The organism is Caballeronia sp. S22, assembly GCF_964261745.1.
Classification (GTDB): Bacteria; Pseudomonadota; Gammaproteobacteria; order Burkholderiales; family Burkholderiaceae; genus Caballeronia; species Caballeronia jiangsuensis.
The window spans coordinates 1,859,403-1,872,191 of the sequence record NZ_OZ180035.1 but is presented as its reverse complement, the minus strand read 5'-3'; the positions used below and the strand labels follow the sequence as shown (position 1 = coordinate 1,872,191).

16 protein-coding genes, 1 tRNA gene and 1 pseudogene are annotated in these 12,789 nt (G+C 63.7%); 10 read left to right on the top strand and 8 right to left on the bottom strand.

Annotated elements, in window-relative coordinates; genetic code table 11:
• Nucleotides 1–226: 226 nt before the first annotated feature.
• The 3 genes and pseudogenes from ACEN42_RS08800 to ACEN42_RS08790 all read right to left on the bottom strand — a co-directional run.
• On the bottom strand, nucleotides 227–1,441 hold the full coding sequence (locus ACEN42_RS08800; RefSeq protein ID WP_371879730.1) for a tetratricopeptide repeat protein: 1,215 nt from the start codon (nucleotides 1,439–1,441) through the stop codon (nucleotides 227–229).
• A 147-nt stretch (nucleotides 1,442–1,588) separates the two neighbouring features.
• Nucleotides 1,589–2,269, bottom strand: a complete 681-nt coding sequence (locus ACEN42_RS08795) for a PspA/IM30 family protein (protein WP_238293806.1) — start codon at nucleotides 2,267–2,269, stop codon at nucleotides 1,589–1,591.
• 392 nt (nucleotides 2,270–2,661) lie between these two features.
• A pseudogene (locus tag ACEN42_RS08790) lies at nucleotides 2,662–2,890 on the bottom strand (hypothetical protein); the annotation flags it as partial.
• Between the two features lie 491 nt (nucleotides 2,891–3,381).
• Between ACEN42_RS08790 and ACEN42_RS08785 the strand changes: the two are divergent.
• Nucleotides 3,382–5,919, top strand: a complete 2,538-nt coding sequence (locus tag ACEN42_RS08785) for a penicillin-binding protein 1A (protein WP_371879729.1) — start codon at nucleotides 3,382–3,384, stop codon at nucleotides 5,917–5,919.
• 75 nt (nucleotides 5,920–5,994) lie between these two features.
• On the opposite strand, the gene ACEN42_RS08780 is transcribed toward ACEN42_RS08785, so the two are convergent.
• The 3 genes from ACEN42_RS08780 to ACEN42_RS08770 all read right to left on the bottom strand — a co-directional run bounded on the left by ACEN42_RS08780 (nucleotide 5,995) and on the right by ACEN42_RS08770 (nucleotide 7,292).
• Nucleotides 5,995–6,426, bottom strand: a complete 432-nt coding sequence (locus ACEN42_RS08780; RefSeq protein ID WP_371879728.1) for a copper chaperone PCu(A)C — start codon at nucleotides 6,424–6,426, stop codon at nucleotides 5,995–5,997.
• A 7-nt stretch (nucleotides 6,427–6,433) separates the two neighbouring features.
• Nucleotides 6,434–6,796, bottom strand: coding sequence for a copper resistance protein CopC (locus ACEN42_RS08775; protein ID WP_371879727.1), 363 nt, complete (start codon nucleotides 6,794–6,796; stop codon nucleotides 6,434–6,436).
• Nucleotides 6,797–6,911: 115 nt separating this feature from the next.
• Nucleotides 6,912–7,292, bottom strand: a complete 381-nt coding sequence (locus ACEN42_RS08770; RefSeq protein ID WP_371879726.1) for a DUF2946 domain-containing protein — start codon at nucleotides 7,290–7,292, stop codon at nucleotides 6,912–6,914.
• A gap of 194 nt (nucleotides 7,293–7,486) precedes the next feature.
• On the opposite strand from ACEN42_RS08770, the gene ACEN42_RS08765 reads away from it, so the two are divergent.
• A tRNA-Met gene (locus tag ACEN42_RS08765) sits at nucleotides 7,487–7,563 on the top strand.
• Here ACEN42_RS08765 and ACEN42_RS08760 read toward each other — a convergent pair.
• Nucleotides 7,542–7,802: a hypothetical protein gene (locus ACEN42_RS08760; RefSeq protein ID WP_371879725.1), complete on the bottom strand. Its 261-nt coding sequence runs from the start codon at nucleotides 7,800–7,802 to the stop codon at nucleotides 7,542–7,544. The two genes, ACEN42_RS08765 and ACEN42_RS08760, sit on opposite strands and share 22 nt — an antisense overlap.
• Between ACEN42_RS08760 and ACEN42_RS08755 the strand changes: the two genes are divergently transcribed.
• Both ACEN42_RS08755 and ACEN42_RS08750 read left to right on the top strand, forming a co-directional pair.
• Complete coding sequence (locus ACEN42_RS08755; protein WP_035498821.1) at nucleotides 7,801–8,298, top strand: heme-degrading domain-containing protein; 498 nt, start codon at nucleotides 7,801–7,803, stop codon at nucleotides 8,296–8,298. The two genes, ACEN42_RS08760 and ACEN42_RS08755, sit on opposite strands and share 2 nt — an antisense overlap.
• A 36-nt stretch (nucleotides 8,299–8,334) precedes the next feature.
• On the top strand, nucleotides 8,335–8,673 hold the full coding sequence (locus ACEN42_RS08750; RefSeq protein WP_035498820.1) for a multidrug efflux SMR transporter: 339 nt from the start codon (nucleotides 8,335–8,337) through the stop codon (nucleotides 8,671–8,673).
• Between the two features lie 19 nt (nucleotides 8,674–8,692).
• Here ACEN42_RS08750 and ACEN42_RS08745 read toward each other — a convergent pair whose 3' ends face one another.
• On the bottom strand, nucleotides 8,693–9,076 hold the full coding sequence (locus tag ACEN42_RS08745; RefSeq protein ID WP_238293656.1) for a hypothetical protein: 384 nt from the start codon (nucleotides 9,074–9,076) through the stop codon (nucleotides 8,693–8,695).
• Between the two features lie 307 nt (nucleotides 9,077–9,383).
• Between ACEN42_RS08745 and ACEN42_RS08740 the strand changes: the two genes are divergently transcribed.
• From ACEN42_RS08740 to ACEN42_RS08715, 6 genes are all read left to right on the top strand, one after another.
• Nucleotides 9,384–9,650: a hypothetical protein gene (locus ACEN42_RS08740; protein WP_371879724.1), complete on the top strand. Its 267-nt coding sequence runs from the start codon at nucleotides 9,384–9,386 to the stop codon at nucleotides 9,648–9,650.
• Nucleotides 9,647–10,135 (top strand): hypothetical protein, encoded by a 489-nt coding sequence (locus ACEN42_RS08735; protein WP_371879723.1) that lies wholly within the window; start codon nucleotides 9,647–9,649, stop codon nucleotides 10,133–10,135. The genes ACEN42_RS08740 and ACEN42_RS08735 overlap by 4 nt, the downstream gene beginning before the upstream one ends.
• A gap of 68 nt (nucleotides 10,136–10,203) precedes the next feature.
• Entirely contained in the window at nucleotides 10,204–10,488 is a 285-nt protein-coding gene (locus ACEN42_RS08730; protein WP_035498949.1) for a DUF1488 domain-containing protein, read from the top strand.
• Nucleotides 10,489–10,713: 225 nt separating this feature from the next.
• On the top strand, nucleotides 10,714–10,896 hold the full coding sequence (locus ACEN42_RS08725) for a hypothetical protein (protein WP_035498816.1): 183 nt from the start codon (nucleotides 10,714–10,716) through the stop codon (nucleotides 10,894–10,896).
• A 49-nt stretch (nucleotides 10,897–10,945) separates the two neighbouring features.
• Nucleotides 10,946–11,662, top strand: coding sequence for a TetR/AcrR family transcriptional regulator (locus tag ACEN42_RS08720; protein ID WP_371879722.1), 717 nt, complete (start codon nucleotides 10,946–10,948; stop codon nucleotides 11,660–11,662).
• Nucleotides 11,659–12,768 (top strand): enoyl-CoA hydratase/isomerase family protein, encoded by a 1,110-nt coding sequence (locus ACEN42_RS08715; RefSeq protein ID WP_238215567.1) that lies wholly within the window; start codon nucleotides 11,659–11,661, stop codon nucleotides 12,766–12,768. Before ACEN42_RS08720 ends, ACEN42_RS08715 begins: the two co-directional genes overlap by 4 nt.
• Nucleotides 12,769–12,789 lie beyond the last annotated feature (21 nt).

Genomic DNA, 12,789 nt, shown 5'->3' with positions numbered 1-12,789 from the left:
TCGAAGGCCGCGCTGCGCCGACGGCATGATCCTGCACGCCATTCTGCACGTCGCGAGCTGGGATCAGCTCGAACGCATCTGGGAATTCATCGTCGGCTTCTTCAAGTTTCTGTGGGGCCTGTTGCGTTTTCTCGGCGGCGGCTGATGCGCCAATTCTCCACGCCGTAACGAAAAGGGCCCCGCGCAAACGGGGCCCTCGATCATGCGTGCGCGACAAGCGGCAGGGTCAGGAATCGCGCCAGCTGTCGTCGCTGCTGCCGAGGTCTAGGCCTCCGCCGCCGCTGCCATCGTTCCAGTCGTTCGAGCCGTTGCCGAAATCGAGGCCGCCGCCGTTGGTGTTGTTGCCGAAGTCGAGACCGCCATTGTCGTTTTGCGCCGGGCGATCGACAGGCACTTCGCGCTCGATCACGCGATCGCGCCCATGCGACAGCGCTTCGCCCAGCAACACGCCGGTGAGCAGTCCGCCCATGCCGCCGCCGAATCCGCCGCCGCCTTGCTGAATGATGACGGGCGGTTGCTGCCCCTGCTGCGGCGGATAAGGCGGATAGGGCCCTTGCTGCGGATACTGCTGCTGGCCACGTCCGAAACGCTCGGCTTCCTGCGCATACGGCGAGCCGGCCGCCGCACCCGCTTGAGCGTTGTTCGCGGCGTTCGGATCGGGACGGCCCTCGGCGCGTGCCTTCAAACTTGCGACCTGATTCGCCAGATCTTCGATCGCATACGGCGGCACCGGATTCTTCGAGTTCGATAGCGACTCGACCATCTCGCGCAACTGCGTCTCCGCGCCTTCGACATCTTTAAGGAGCGCCTCGTGACCCGGCGCGGTGGAGAGCCGGACGTCGAGCTTGAGCGTGCGCACGTCGTTGAGCAGCTCGGTCGCGCGCTTGATCTGCGAGCGGCGGTCGTTCTCGGCCTGACCGTCGTCACGTGCGCGGGCACGTCGCAAGCCCCAGCGCAGCACGAGCGCGATCGCCGCGATCAGCAGCGCGAAACCGATCCACGCGCCCATGCCGATGCCGTGCTTTTGCGGCGCGGCGGACGCCTGTTCCTGATTGAACGGATTCTGCGCGCTCGAAGTAGTTGCGCCGTTGTTCGAGCGCGGCGAGATGCTCGCGCGCGTCGCATCGGCCTGGATGCGGGCCTGCGTAGCGGCGAAGCGCGATGGATCGGTGAAGCTCAGCGAGGGATCGAGCGATTTCGCCTGCTGAAGCTGCGAAAGCGCGTCGCTATAGCGGCCCTCGCGGTCGAGCACCTGTGCATACAGGTAGTGCGCATGCGCGTTCTTCGGATGCGCGCTGAGCACTTCGCTCAACTGGGAGTCGGCCTGTTGCCAGTTGCCCTGCGTCATCGACTGCTCGACCTGCTGCGCGGTCGGCACGGCGAACGCGAGCGGAGAAGCGAGCGACAGCGACAACGCCAGAGCCGTCAAAGTCTTTTTCATGATGCGGGCCGGACGCGATGAACGTCCGTCTCCTGTCGATGCTGCAAACGGGTGATGCAAGTCGTGATGCTCAAGGTAACGCATATTCGTGCGACGCGCGGCGGACCCGGAAGTTCGCCGCGCGCCGCCGCCTTTCAGATGCAGCACTTACTGCGCCGGCGTATTCAACTGCTTCTTCAGCGCTTCGAGACGATCTTCCACCGATGGCCCGCGATTGAGCGCGGCGAGCTTGTCCTCGAGCGCCTTGCCGGAGTTCTGGTCCGCCGAATTCAGACGCGCGTCCGAGCGGGCGTTGGCGAGTTGAACCTTGTCTTCGAGCTTCTGGAAGTCTTCGGAAAGATTTTTTCCGCCGATGCCGCCCAGCGCGGTAGCCGCCGTGTCCTTCGCCTGCGCGATCTGCTGCTTGGCCTGAAGAATATTCGAGCGCGCGTTGAGATCGTTGCGGCGCTGGCGCATGTCCGCGATCTGCTTTTTCAGATGCTCGACCGAGGGCACGAGCGTTTGCAGTTCCGCCGCGAGCGCGTCGCGTTCGGTTTCGGCGTTCGACTGCGCCGCGAGTGCTTCGCGCGCGAGACTTTCATCGCCCGACTGAAGCGCGCGCTTCGCGCCGTCTTCGTACTTCTTCGCCTTGTCGGCTGCTGCGTCGCGCTTGCTTTGCTGCGTCGCGACCTGCGCTTCGATCTCGATGAGCGAGTTCTCCGCCTTCGCGATGCTGTCGTCGAGCTCGCGCACGATCTGGCGTGCGTCGCGCGAAGGGTCCTGCATGGTGTCGGCGGCGTCGTTCAAGAGGCCTCTGACCGTGCGCGTGATGGAATCGAAAAGCGACATGTATTTCTCCTGGATGAAGACGGCGGCGTGCGCGCCCACCTGCGTGCCACGCGGCTCGAATGTGAGGCGCAATGCGCGGGATTGCAAGCGTCGTGAGCCTCACGCTCACGCCGGGTTTACCCGCTCATTAGATCATGCCGTGACTTAATCGGGACTTAACGGAAGGTTAAGGAGTGTAACGATGCGCCGTGCCGAAGAAGCGGACTACGGCAGCGGCGGCTAGCGTTCGGAACGCGTGTCGTCCGTCAGCGAGGCATCGTCGCCCTGATCCGTGTCGTGCTCGGCATCCTCTTCAGATTGGGCTTGCTGAGCTTGAGAAACCGTACGCGCCTGCGCCGCCCGCTTGGTTGCGCTCGCCGCCGCTTCGCGGGCCTCGCGCGCGGCGGCTTTCGCGGCGACGCTCTTCAGCGCGGCGTTGAGCGCATCGGGGGCTTTCGGCGCACGCAGACGATCGACGATGCCCGCGACCTTGATCTGCTCGCTCGTCGCGTTGAAGTTCAGCACCGCGCGCCGCATGAGCTCGCTCACGCTGATGCCGAGGTTGTCCGCTGTCTTGCTGATGGCCAGCTTCTGCGCGGGGGTCACGAAAACAACGATGCGTTCGCTGGGTTTGGTCGTCATGAGCGGCTCGCAAACAGTAAGGCAATCGTATGGGACGATCGCGACTTCGGTTCATCAAACGGCACGACATCGTTACTGCAGGCCCACCCGACCTGTTCCGGGGAACCTGCGATCCACTCAACCATCATATCGGTTTGCGGGCGGCCGTGCGTGTGAACCACCGCGCATCCCATGCGTTTGAGCATTGCGCAAAAACGGCGCGCGATCAACGACTTGGATATTTTCTCATACGGTTGTCCACAAGGCTCTCAACACTTTCTGTGGGTAACCCAACATTCACGCGCGTTCCGGCGGCGCGCGGGCATTTACTTACAAAAAATTCCCGCTGGTTTTGTAGTGGCGCCCGCGAATTCTTTAAAATGCGCTGTTATCTTCGGTCGATACCGGCCCGCACATTCACTCGTCCCGCCTTTGCAGTAGCGCCAGGGCTTCGGCGCATCGCATCGCAGCTCGGCAGCGCGCGCTTCACGGCGCGCCGAACGAACCCAGTCATGCCTATCATCAAACGACCCGACTCATCCAAATCCTCGCGATACGATCGCGAACCCCGCTGGAACGACTCTCGCAACGACTCACGCAATGACTCGGGCGGCCGCGACGGCGGCGGGCGCAATGGCGGAAACGGCCGTAACGATCGCAACGGCGGCGGCCGAGGCCGTTCGCCCTTCGCGCGCATCGCGCTCTGGTTCGCGGGGCTCGCTGCGATCGGCGTCGTGATCGGCGCGCTCATCGTCGGCTATGCGCTCGTCGTCATGGGGCCGAACCTGCCGTCGCTCAATGCGCTGATCGACTACCGGCCGAAGGTGCCGCTGCGCGTCTATACCGCCGATCACGTGCTGATCGGCGAGTTCGGCGAAGAGCGGCGCAGCCTCGTGCGCTTTCAGGACATCCCCGACCAGATGAAAAAGGCGGTCCTCGCGATCGAGGATTACCGCTTTTACGATCACGGCGGCGTCGACTTCGTGGGCATCCTGCGCGCGGGCGTGACCGATCTGACGCACGGCGGCGCATCGCAGGGCGCGAGCACGATCACGATGCAGGTCGCGCGCAACTTCTTTCTGTCGAGCGAGAAGACGTACACGCGCAAGATCTATGAAATGCTGCTCGCGTACAAGATCGAGCGCGCGCTGACGAAGGATCAGATTCTCGAGGTCTATATGAATCAGATCTATCTCGGCGAGCGCGCCTACGGCTTTTCGGCTGCGGCACGCGTGTACTTCGGCAAGGATCTGAAGGACATCTCGCTCGCCGAAGCGGCGATGCTCGCGGGTCTGCCGAAAGCGCCGTCGGCGTATAACCCGGTCGTCAATCCGAAGCGCGCGAAGGTGCGTCAGCAATACATTCTCAAGCGCATGCTGGACCTGAACTTCATCACGCGCGAACAGTACGATCAGGCGATCGCCGAGGATATCCACACGAAGTCCGCGGGCACCGAGTACGGCGTGCATGCGGAATACGTCGCGGAAATGGTGCGGCAGATGATGTACGCTCAGTACAAGGAGGAAACGTACACGCGCGGACTCACGGTGACGACGACCATCGATTCCGCCGATCAGGACGCCGCGTACAAGGCCGTGCGCAAGGGCGTGATGGATTACGAGCGCCGGCATGGCTATCGCGGGCCGGAGGGCAACATCAATCTGCCGTCGAACGCGGACGACCGCGCCGAGGCGATCGAAGACGCGCTCGTCGATCATCCGGACAACGGCGAACTCGTCGCTGCGGTCGTGACGGCCGCGAGCCCGAAGCAGGTGACGGCGCAGTTCGTCGGCGGCGATACCGCGACCATCGCGGGCGAAGGACTGCGCTTCGTGGCGGCGGGATTGCGCAACAATGCGTCGAAGGCGCTTGCGATCAAGCCGGGTTCGATCGTGCGCCTCGCGAAGGACGACAAGGGCAACTGGCAGATCACGCAACTGCCGCAGGTCGAGGGCGCGCTGGTTTCGATGACGCCGCAGGATGGCGCGATCCGCGCGCTCGTCGGCGGCTTCGACTTCAACAAGAACAAGTTCAATCACATCACGCAGGCCTGGCGTCAGCCGGGTTCGAGCTTCAAGCCGTTCATCTATTCGGCGGCGCTCGACAAGGGTCTCGGACCGGCGACCATCATCAACGATGCGCCGCTGTACTTCCCCGCGGCGGGCGGCGGCGATGCGTGGGAACCGAAGGACGACGACCAGCCCGACGGCCCGATGTCGATGCGCACCGGCTTGCAGAAGTCGAAGAACCTGGTGTCGATCCGCATTCTGTCGTATATCGGCACGGGCTACGCGCAGGACTTCGTCACGCAGAAGTTCGGCTTCGACAAGGACAAGACGCCGCCTTATCTCCCGCTCGCGCTCGGCGCCGGCCTTGTCACGCCGTTGCAACTGAGCGGCGCGTATTCGGTGTTCGCGAACGGCGGCTATCGCATCAATCCGTATCTCATCGCCGACGTCGCCGATGCGCGCGGCACCGTGATCTCGCGCGCCAATCCGCTCATGGCCGGCAGCAACGCGCCGCAGACGCTGGAGCCGCGCAACGCGTACATCATGAACAGCCTGCTGCATACGGTCGCGACGCAGGGCACCGGCTCGGGCACCAATGTGCTCAAGCGCAACGACCTGCAAGGCAAGACCGGCACGACCAACGACGCGAAGGATGGCTGGTTCGCCGGCTATCAGAAGCAGCTCGTCGCGGTTGCGTGGATGGGCTATGACCAGCCCAAGACGCTCGGCAGCCGTGAGTTCGGCGCGCAGCTCGCGTTGCCGATCTGGGTCGAGTACATGGGACGTGCGCTGCGCGGCATTCCGCAGGAGCAGATGGCGAAGCCCGATGGCATCACGACCGTGGACGGCGAATTGTTCTACGCCGACCGCACGCCGGGAGCGGGCTTCGTGGCGAGCATCGGGCTCGACAACACCAATCCGATGGCGGGCGATGCGACCACGATGGGCGGCGTCGGACCGGCGGGCATGCAGGCGCCGCCGACACCGCAAGTCACGACCGACGAACGCAAGCAGATCATGGACATGTTCAGCAGGCCGTGAGGTGATGCGGCACAGTCGATAAAAAAGCGCGCCGGGCTAAACACCCGGTGCGCTTTGCATTTCGGAGGCGTGAGTTCAGTGACCGACGGTCGCGGGTGACTTCACTTCACATTTCACGTCGAGCGTGGACTTGTCCGCGAACGAAAGGGTGAGGAGAATCGTCGAGCCGACCTTGAGCGGCTTGGGCGGCTCTTCTAGCATCAGGTGATAGCCCTTCGGCGCGAAGCTCAGCGTGCCGTGCGCGGGGACATCGACGGAATCGACCGGCGACATCGTGGCCGTGCCGCTTTTGCTCTCGGACTTGTGCATCATCGCCATGCCGAATGCGGGCGTCGCCGCGGCCGTGAGCGTCGCGGGCTTGTCGCCGTTATTGGCGACGGTGAAGTAGCCCGATGACGGCAGGTTCGGCGGCATCGCGCGAATCCAGCAATCGCGGGCTTCGAGCGTCGCGGCCTGTGCGAGCGATGCGCAGGCGAGGGTGCCCACGAGTACAGCGATTTTTTTCATTGCGTTCTCACTTGACGATGAAGTTGTAGTGACCTTGCGTGCGATGCCCGTCCGCTGCGACCGCGGTCCATTGCACCTTGTAGACGCCCGGCGCGAGATCGGGAAGCGCGACGCTCATGTGCTTCTTGTCGCTGGCATCGACGGTGGATTTCGCGGTGTTGATCTGCGTGCCCTGAGCATTGGTGACGATGAGCTTGCTGAAGGTCGGTTCGAGCGCTTCGCCGAAGTCGATCGCGACTTCGTGCGGCGCGCTGACGGTCGCGCCGGGTCCGGGCTGTTGCACCTTCGGCAATGCATGCGCGAGCGCGAGCTGTGCCGAGCCGAAGAACGCCAGCGCGAGCGCGCCGCGCATGATCGATGATGAAAGCATGATGGTTCCTTGCGTGCTCGAAGCCGCTGGCTTGTCGAGCAATGTTTGCTGCGTGCGAATGACGGACTTCATCTCGCGCGGTGCGATGAACGAAGTCCATGCGTAGGAGCGTGAATCAGGCGAAGGCGGGCGGGGCGCGCGGTTGCGCGGCGCTGAGCAGCTCACGGCGCGGCGCATCGTCGAAGGTGGCGTCGGCGAATGTTTCGTTTGACGGGAACGCGCAGAAGGTTCGATCGAGCGATACCGGCGGCGTCGGTGCGTGCGCGATGAGATCGCAATAAGCGCACACCTGAAAATGACCAACGGCGTCGTGATCGACCGGATGCGAATCGTGCGATGTGCGTGCATCGGCGGCGCACACGGAAGCGAGCATCGATTCGATGCGCGCATGTTCGAACGCCTGCGATGCGACGGGCGCGAGCGAGAGCAGCAGGATCGCGCATATCGCCGCGAACCCGCTTATCTTCCCGATGATGCCTCGACGCAAGTGATGCATGTCGCGTTTGATCCGTTATCGATACATAGACCATGCTGAGCGGACGATTATGCCATGCGTGTTTTCACACGCTTTGCATCGGAGCGAGTCGCTTCGACGCAGCATCGATGCTTCGCTTCTTCTTTTTCTTTGATCGAAGCAGATGGGGTCTTGCGACAAAGTAAGCGAGGACTTATAATCTTTTCTTCGACGGACGCGGGGTGGAGCAGTCTGGCAGCTCGTCGGGCTCATAACCCGAAGGTCGTAGGTTCAAATCCTACCCCCGCAACCAACACCGTCCAGCATCACGCAGAAAAGCCCGGTCAAGCCGGGCTTTTTGCTTTTCAGCGCACGCATCGCAGTGCGTCCATCGTGCAAACCCACGAACCGCACGAAGTCGCAATCTAACCAGTTCATGGCCGAAGCGCATGTGGCGGCTTCACATGCGCATGTCAAAATCGCAAAGACCGGCGCATGCACATGCGCCAATCCAATCCCATTCCACGCACGATAAAAGGAGTCCTCGCTCATGGACATTCCACACGTTCTGCAGGCTATCGCGCATCAGGAACACACGCTCGTGTTTCAGCAGTTTCACGCCGAGCATGCGTGGCAGATCGGCTCGCAATTGCGCGAGATGGCGCTCGCGCGCGACGCAGCCGTCGTCATCGACGTGCGTACGTTCGGGCGCAAGCTCTTCTATGCCGCGATGGACAACACGACGCCCGACAACGCGCGCTGGATCGAACGCAAGTCGCGCACCGTCGAGCATTTTCGACGCAGCTCGTATGCAATCGGGCTCGCGCTCCAGCAGGCGGGCACGACGCTCGCCGACAAACACGCCCTCGATCCCGCCGAGTTCGCGACGCACGGCGGCGCGTTTCCGTTGCGCGTATCGGGCGCGGGCGTGATCGGTTCGGTCGCGGTGTCGGGTCTTCCGCAGCGCGACGATCACCAGATGGTCGTCGAAGCGCTATGCGCCGTGCTCGGTGAGAACTTCGGCAATCTTTCGCTCGGACGCGACTGACGTCATCGGCATCCTCGAATCGACACGACAACCAAGATGCGCTCAACCGCTTATGTGCTTCTCGCCATCGCGATCGTCGCCGAAGTCGTCGCGACCTCCGCGCTGCGCGCCTCCGACGGCTTCACGCGTGCGCTGCCCGCGGCCATCGTCGTGGTCGGCTACGGGCTGTCGTTCTATCTGCTGTCGCTGACGTTGCGCGCGTTGCCCGTCGGCGTCGTGTATGCCGTGTGGTCGGGCGCGGGCATCGTGCTTATCACGATCGTCGCGGCGCTGCTCTTCAAGCAGACGCCCGATCTGCCCGCCATGCTCGGCATGGGCCTCATCGTGGCGGGCGTCGTGGTGCTCAATGCGTTCTCGAAGATGAGCGCGCACTGACACGCCCGAGCGCGCAGGCTTATTTGCAGCGCACGATCATCGAGCGATTCTTGACATTCGCCGAGATCACGTTGGTGATGCCGCCGCCGGTCGGGCCGCCTTCCTCGTTATCTTTCGAGACGATGTCGTATCCCGTCGCGCCGCATTTCTTGCCGGCGAGCACATAGCAGCTCGCCCAGCTCGATCCGGCGTCCGCGCCGCTGCAGTTGACGGCATAGCCGGTCTGTCCATCGGGCAGATTGATGAGCGATGCGTCGTTCGACGATGCGCACGCGCCGAGAGTCGAGATCGCGACGACAGCCGCGCCGAGTGCCGCGGCACGCAGCCAGGAGACACGCGAAACAGCGCCGCCATGTGCGGCACGTGCGGAGATACGGCGCATGCGCCGACCAGGTTCCTTCATCTTTACCTCGTGAGAGCGAAATGACGATATGCGCCCGCCGGCCTTGAGTTCGCGGGGAGGGCGCATTTTTTGAGATGTGCATTGTCCCATACGCCGCTTACGCGACACGTAAGCGGATGTTATCCGCGCGGCGCATGCCCGAAGCGCGATGGTCGCGCGGGCGCGTTGCTTGCGGAGCCACGATTGAACGCGCAAATCCGATGAACTATTTTCCGGATCGCGCACCTTATTCTCTGCAGTTTCGGTTGGAATTGCTTATCGGACGGCAGGACCAAAAGTGCCGCGAGCGAAAAAAGGAGAGAAAGCCATGGCGGAAAGAGTCACGGGGCCATATCGAGGGTATTACATCAGCGCGTCGGCGCGGCTCGTGCAATCGCACGGCGAGCATGACGGCGATGCGCCGATCTATGTCGGCTCGGTCAGTCTCGCGCGCGGCGGGCCCGACGACGCGCATCGCTTCGAGGCGCTCGTCGATCTCGGATCCGAGCGGCGCTTCGCAACCGAAGGCGAGGCGCTCGAGCATGTGGAGCAGGCCGCGCGCGAATACATCGACCGCTTGCTGCAAGCGACGTGATGCGTCCCATCCATCTTCGACACGCCGTGCTGTACGACGTCGCGAATGGCCTGATCGATCTTTTTCCGAGCGGCGCGGATATCGCGGAAATCGGTCTCGAGGCGACGCCCGCGCTCTTCGTGAGCTGGCGTACCGGCGGCGTCGCGAATCACCCCGGCAACATCGCGTGGGGCGTGCACTATCGCTTCGACGCGCAGGTGCTGCGCGACTATCCGCATCTGTCGGAGGAGGCGCGGCAGCGCGTATGCGAGCGCGTGCGCGAAATGAGCCGGTTGCTCGACTTCAACTACGCGGACCCTCTGGCGAGTTCGCTGCTCGTCGTGGATGTCGACGAACCGTTCTTGCCGCGTGAACGGCGCGGGCGCTGGACCGCGTGGCGCGAGCGCGAGTACCATAGTCGCCGAATCGATTCGTGCGATCGTTTGCGGCGCTGCAAACACATTCGCATCGAATGGAGCAACGAAGCGGAGCAACGAAGCGCTTGAACGTCTTCGCGTTGGCGCCGACCCGATGCTTTCCCGGCCGGGCGCCACGCATCAGCAACGAGACAATCATGGATATTCGATTCCTCCCCGACGCGCCCGATTACCGCGATGCCAACCTGACCATCGAGTTCGCCGCGATCGTCGACGGACGACGCGTGCCGTGCGCGATTTCGGTGGAAGCGCTGGAAGATCATTTCGGCGCGCAAACCTATGACAGCGCCGGCTGGATCGATGCGTTCGATTCGGGCCGCACGCGTATCGAAGCCGTGGCGCGCGAGCATCTGCGCGTGACCAACGGTATGCCGGTGCTCCTGAAAAGCGGACACTTTCCGCCGGGACGCGTCACGGTCTGATGCGCTGACGCACACGCACCTTCTCCTCTTACACGGCGCGATGTAAGACCTCCATCGCACCGCGTCCTTTATCGACGGCGGATGCGTTGCGCCTCCTTCCGCGTGATCGCGCATCGGAGTACCATCGCTCTATTCGCCGCACGCGATGCGATTCGCTCGGCACATTATTTGCTCGAAGGCATGCGCTTCTTGAGCAATCAAATATAAAAATCGCGCGGGGTCGTCATGCTTCAATCCTTTCTTCACTCACTTGTCGAGTCCAATGCGCTATGGCTCATCTGGGCAGCCGTTGGTGTGCTGATTCTTGCGCTGTGCATCGTGTTCGCGTCGGTTCTGCTGAGCGACTCGGACGAGCCGCTTTATCGGGCCGCGCCGCGCCGCGACGACGACGCCAAGATCACTATCTGAGCGCGCGCGGGCGCGCCGCGATTTGACTTCGACAGAGGCGGTGCCGACAATGCCTCGCATGGGACCGCAAGAGCGGCGCACCGAGCAAAGACGCGAACAGCGCCAGGCGCTGCGCGAGCGCATACTCGAGGTCTCGCGCGAGATCGTGAAGCGCGAAGGGTTCGCATCGCTCTCGATGAGAAAGCTCGCCGAAGCGATCGATTATTCGCCCGCCGCGCTGTACCTTCATTTCAAGAGCCGTGGCGATATCGCGCGGGCGTTGCGCCGCGAAGGGCACGCGAGTCTGCGCGATGCGTTCGTCGCGCATACATCGATCGCGGACCCGGCCGCGCGTTTGAACGCGATGGGCCGCGCGTATGTCGAATTCGGGCTGGCCGAGCCCGAGACGTATCGGCTGATGTTCATGGAGCCCGCGGGTTCCGCCGAAGCGGCCGCCGATGCCGATGCCGATGACAACGGCAACGGCCACGCGGCGGAATCCGGCGCGGCGACGCTTTCGCTGATCGCGGATGCGTTCGTCGAGTTGCGCGCGGCCGACCGGCTGCCGCCGCGCGCCGCGCCGATTGCGTGCGCGGAAGGGCTGTGGGCGAATCTGCATGGCATCGTCGCGCTGAAGCTCAATGGCGCGGCGTTGCCCGAGACACCGGCCGCGACGCTCGTCGAGTTGTCGCTCGACGTGTGGTACGCGCCGGTCAACGGAACTGAACCTCGGGGAACCGAAACTCGATTCAACTCACCGGATCGATCCGACACTTCAACACGATGACCACCGAAGACATCCGTATCGACACCGCCAACGGCATCGGCTTCATTGCACTCGATCGTCCGAAGGCACTCAACGCGCTGACGCCGCCGATGCTGCGCGCGATCAGCGAGGCATTGCGCGCGTGGCGCCACGATCAGGCGATCCGCGCGGTCGTCGTCTATAGTCCGCACGTGCGGGCGTTCTGCGCGGGCGGCGATATCCGCTTTCTGTACGAGTCCGCGCAGGCGGGCGCGCGCGACGCGATCGACGCGTTCTTCACCGACGAATACAAGCTCAATCACGCGATCTTCACGTTTCCGAAGCCGTATATCGCGGTCGTGAACGGCGTCGTGATGGGCGGCGGCATGGGCATCTCGCAGGGCGCGCATCACACGGGCGGCCTGCGCATCGTCACGCAATCGACGAAGATGGCGATGCCCGAGACGCGTATCGGCCTCTTTCCCGATGTCGGCGTGAGCTGGTTTCTCGCGCGCGCGCCGGGCGCGATCGGCCGTTATCTCGCGGCGACCGGCGCGAGCCTCGCCGCCGCCGATGCGCTCTACGCCCGCATGGCCGACGCTTATCTCGACGATGGCGCGCTGCCCGGACTCGTCGAATCGCTGAGGCATCAGCGCTTTCTCGATGGCGTGGAAATCGTGCGCTTCGTGCAGAACGAAACGACGAAGTACAAGGTCGCGCCGATCCCCGAGAGAAGCGAGCTTGCCTTGGCGCGCACGATGATCGACAAGCACTTCGCGGCGGGCAACGGCGCGTCGATTCTCGCGTCGCTCGAGCGCGAGGCGGACGCCGGCAACGACTGGGCGAAGCGCACCGCAGCCGACTTGCGCGAGCGCTCGCCGCTTTCCGTCGATGTAGCGCTGCAGCAGGTCGATCGCGCGAAGTTCTCGACGATGGCCGAAACGCTGCGCCGCGACTTGGATCTCACGCGCACGATGTTCGAGCGTGGCGATGTGCTGGAGGGTATTCGGGCGCGCATCGTCGACAAGGACAACGAGCCGCGCTGGAAGATCGCACGCGCCGAGGATGTGAACGCCGCCGATATCGACCGCATGTTCGAAAGCGCGTGGACGCCCGCGGCGCATCCGCTGCGGCTCTTGAAGGACTGATGCCGCGCGGGTGATTTCGAC

Coding starts and splice junctions, on each gene's coding strand:
- ACEN42_RS08800 (WP_371879730.1), bottom strand. CDS start 1,441: ATGAAAAAGACTTTGACGGCTCTGGCGTTGTCGCTGTCGCTCGCTTCT.
- ACEN42_RS08795 (WP_238293806.1), bottom strand. CDS start 2,269: ATGTCGCTTTTCGATTCCATCACGCGCACGGTCAGAGGCCTCTTGAAC.
- ACEN42_RS08785 (WP_371879729.1), top strand. CDS start 3,382: ATGCCTATCATCAAACGACCCGACTCATCCAAATCCTCGCGATACGAT.
- ACEN42_RS08780 (WP_371879728.1), bottom strand. CDS start 6,426: ATGAAAAAAATCGCTGTACTCGTGGGCACCCTCGCCTGCGCATCGCTC.
- ACEN42_RS08775 (WP_371879727.1), bottom strand. CDS start 6,796: ATGCTTTCATCATCGATCATGCGCGGCGCGCTCGCGCTGGCGTTCTTC.
- ACEN42_RS08770 (WP_371879726.1), bottom strand. CDS start 7,292: ATGCATCACTTGCGTCGAGGCATCATCGGGAAGATAAGCGGGTTCGCG.
- ACEN42_RS08755 (WP_035498821.1), top strand. CDS start 7,801: ATGGACATTCCACACGTTCTGCAGGCTATCGCGCATCAGGAACACACG.
- ACEN42_RS08760 (WP_371879725.1), bottom strand. CDS start 7,802: ATGAGCGAGGACTCCTTTTATCGTGCGTGGAATGGGATTGGATTGGCG.
- ACEN42_RS08750 (WP_035498820.1), top strand. CDS start 8,335: ATGCGCTCAACCGCTTATGTGCTTCTCGCCATCGCGATCGTCGCCGAA.
- ACEN42_RS08745 (WP_238293656.1), bottom strand. CDS start 9,076: ATGAAGGAACCTGGTCGGCGCATGCGCCGTATCTCCGCACGTGCCGCA.
- ACEN42_RS08740 (WP_371879724.1), top strand. CDS start 9,384: ATGGCGGAAAGAGTCACGGGGCCATATCGAGGGTATTACATCAGCGCG.
- ACEN42_RS08730 (WP_035498949.1), top strand. CDS start 10,204: ATGGATATTCGATTCCTCCCCGACGCGCCCGATTACCGCGATGCCAAC.
- ACEN42_RS08725 (WP_035498816.1), top strand. CDS start 10,714: ATGCTTCAATCCTTTCTTCACTCACTTGTCGAGTCCAATGCGCTATGG.
- ACEN42_RS08720 (WP_371879722.1), top strand. CDS start 10,946: ATGCCTCGCATGGGACCGCAAGAGCGGCGCACCGAGCAAAGACGCGAA.
- ACEN42_RS08715 (WP_238215567.1), top strand. CDS start 11,659: ATGACCACCGAAGACATCCGTATCGACACCGCCAACGGCATCGGCTTC.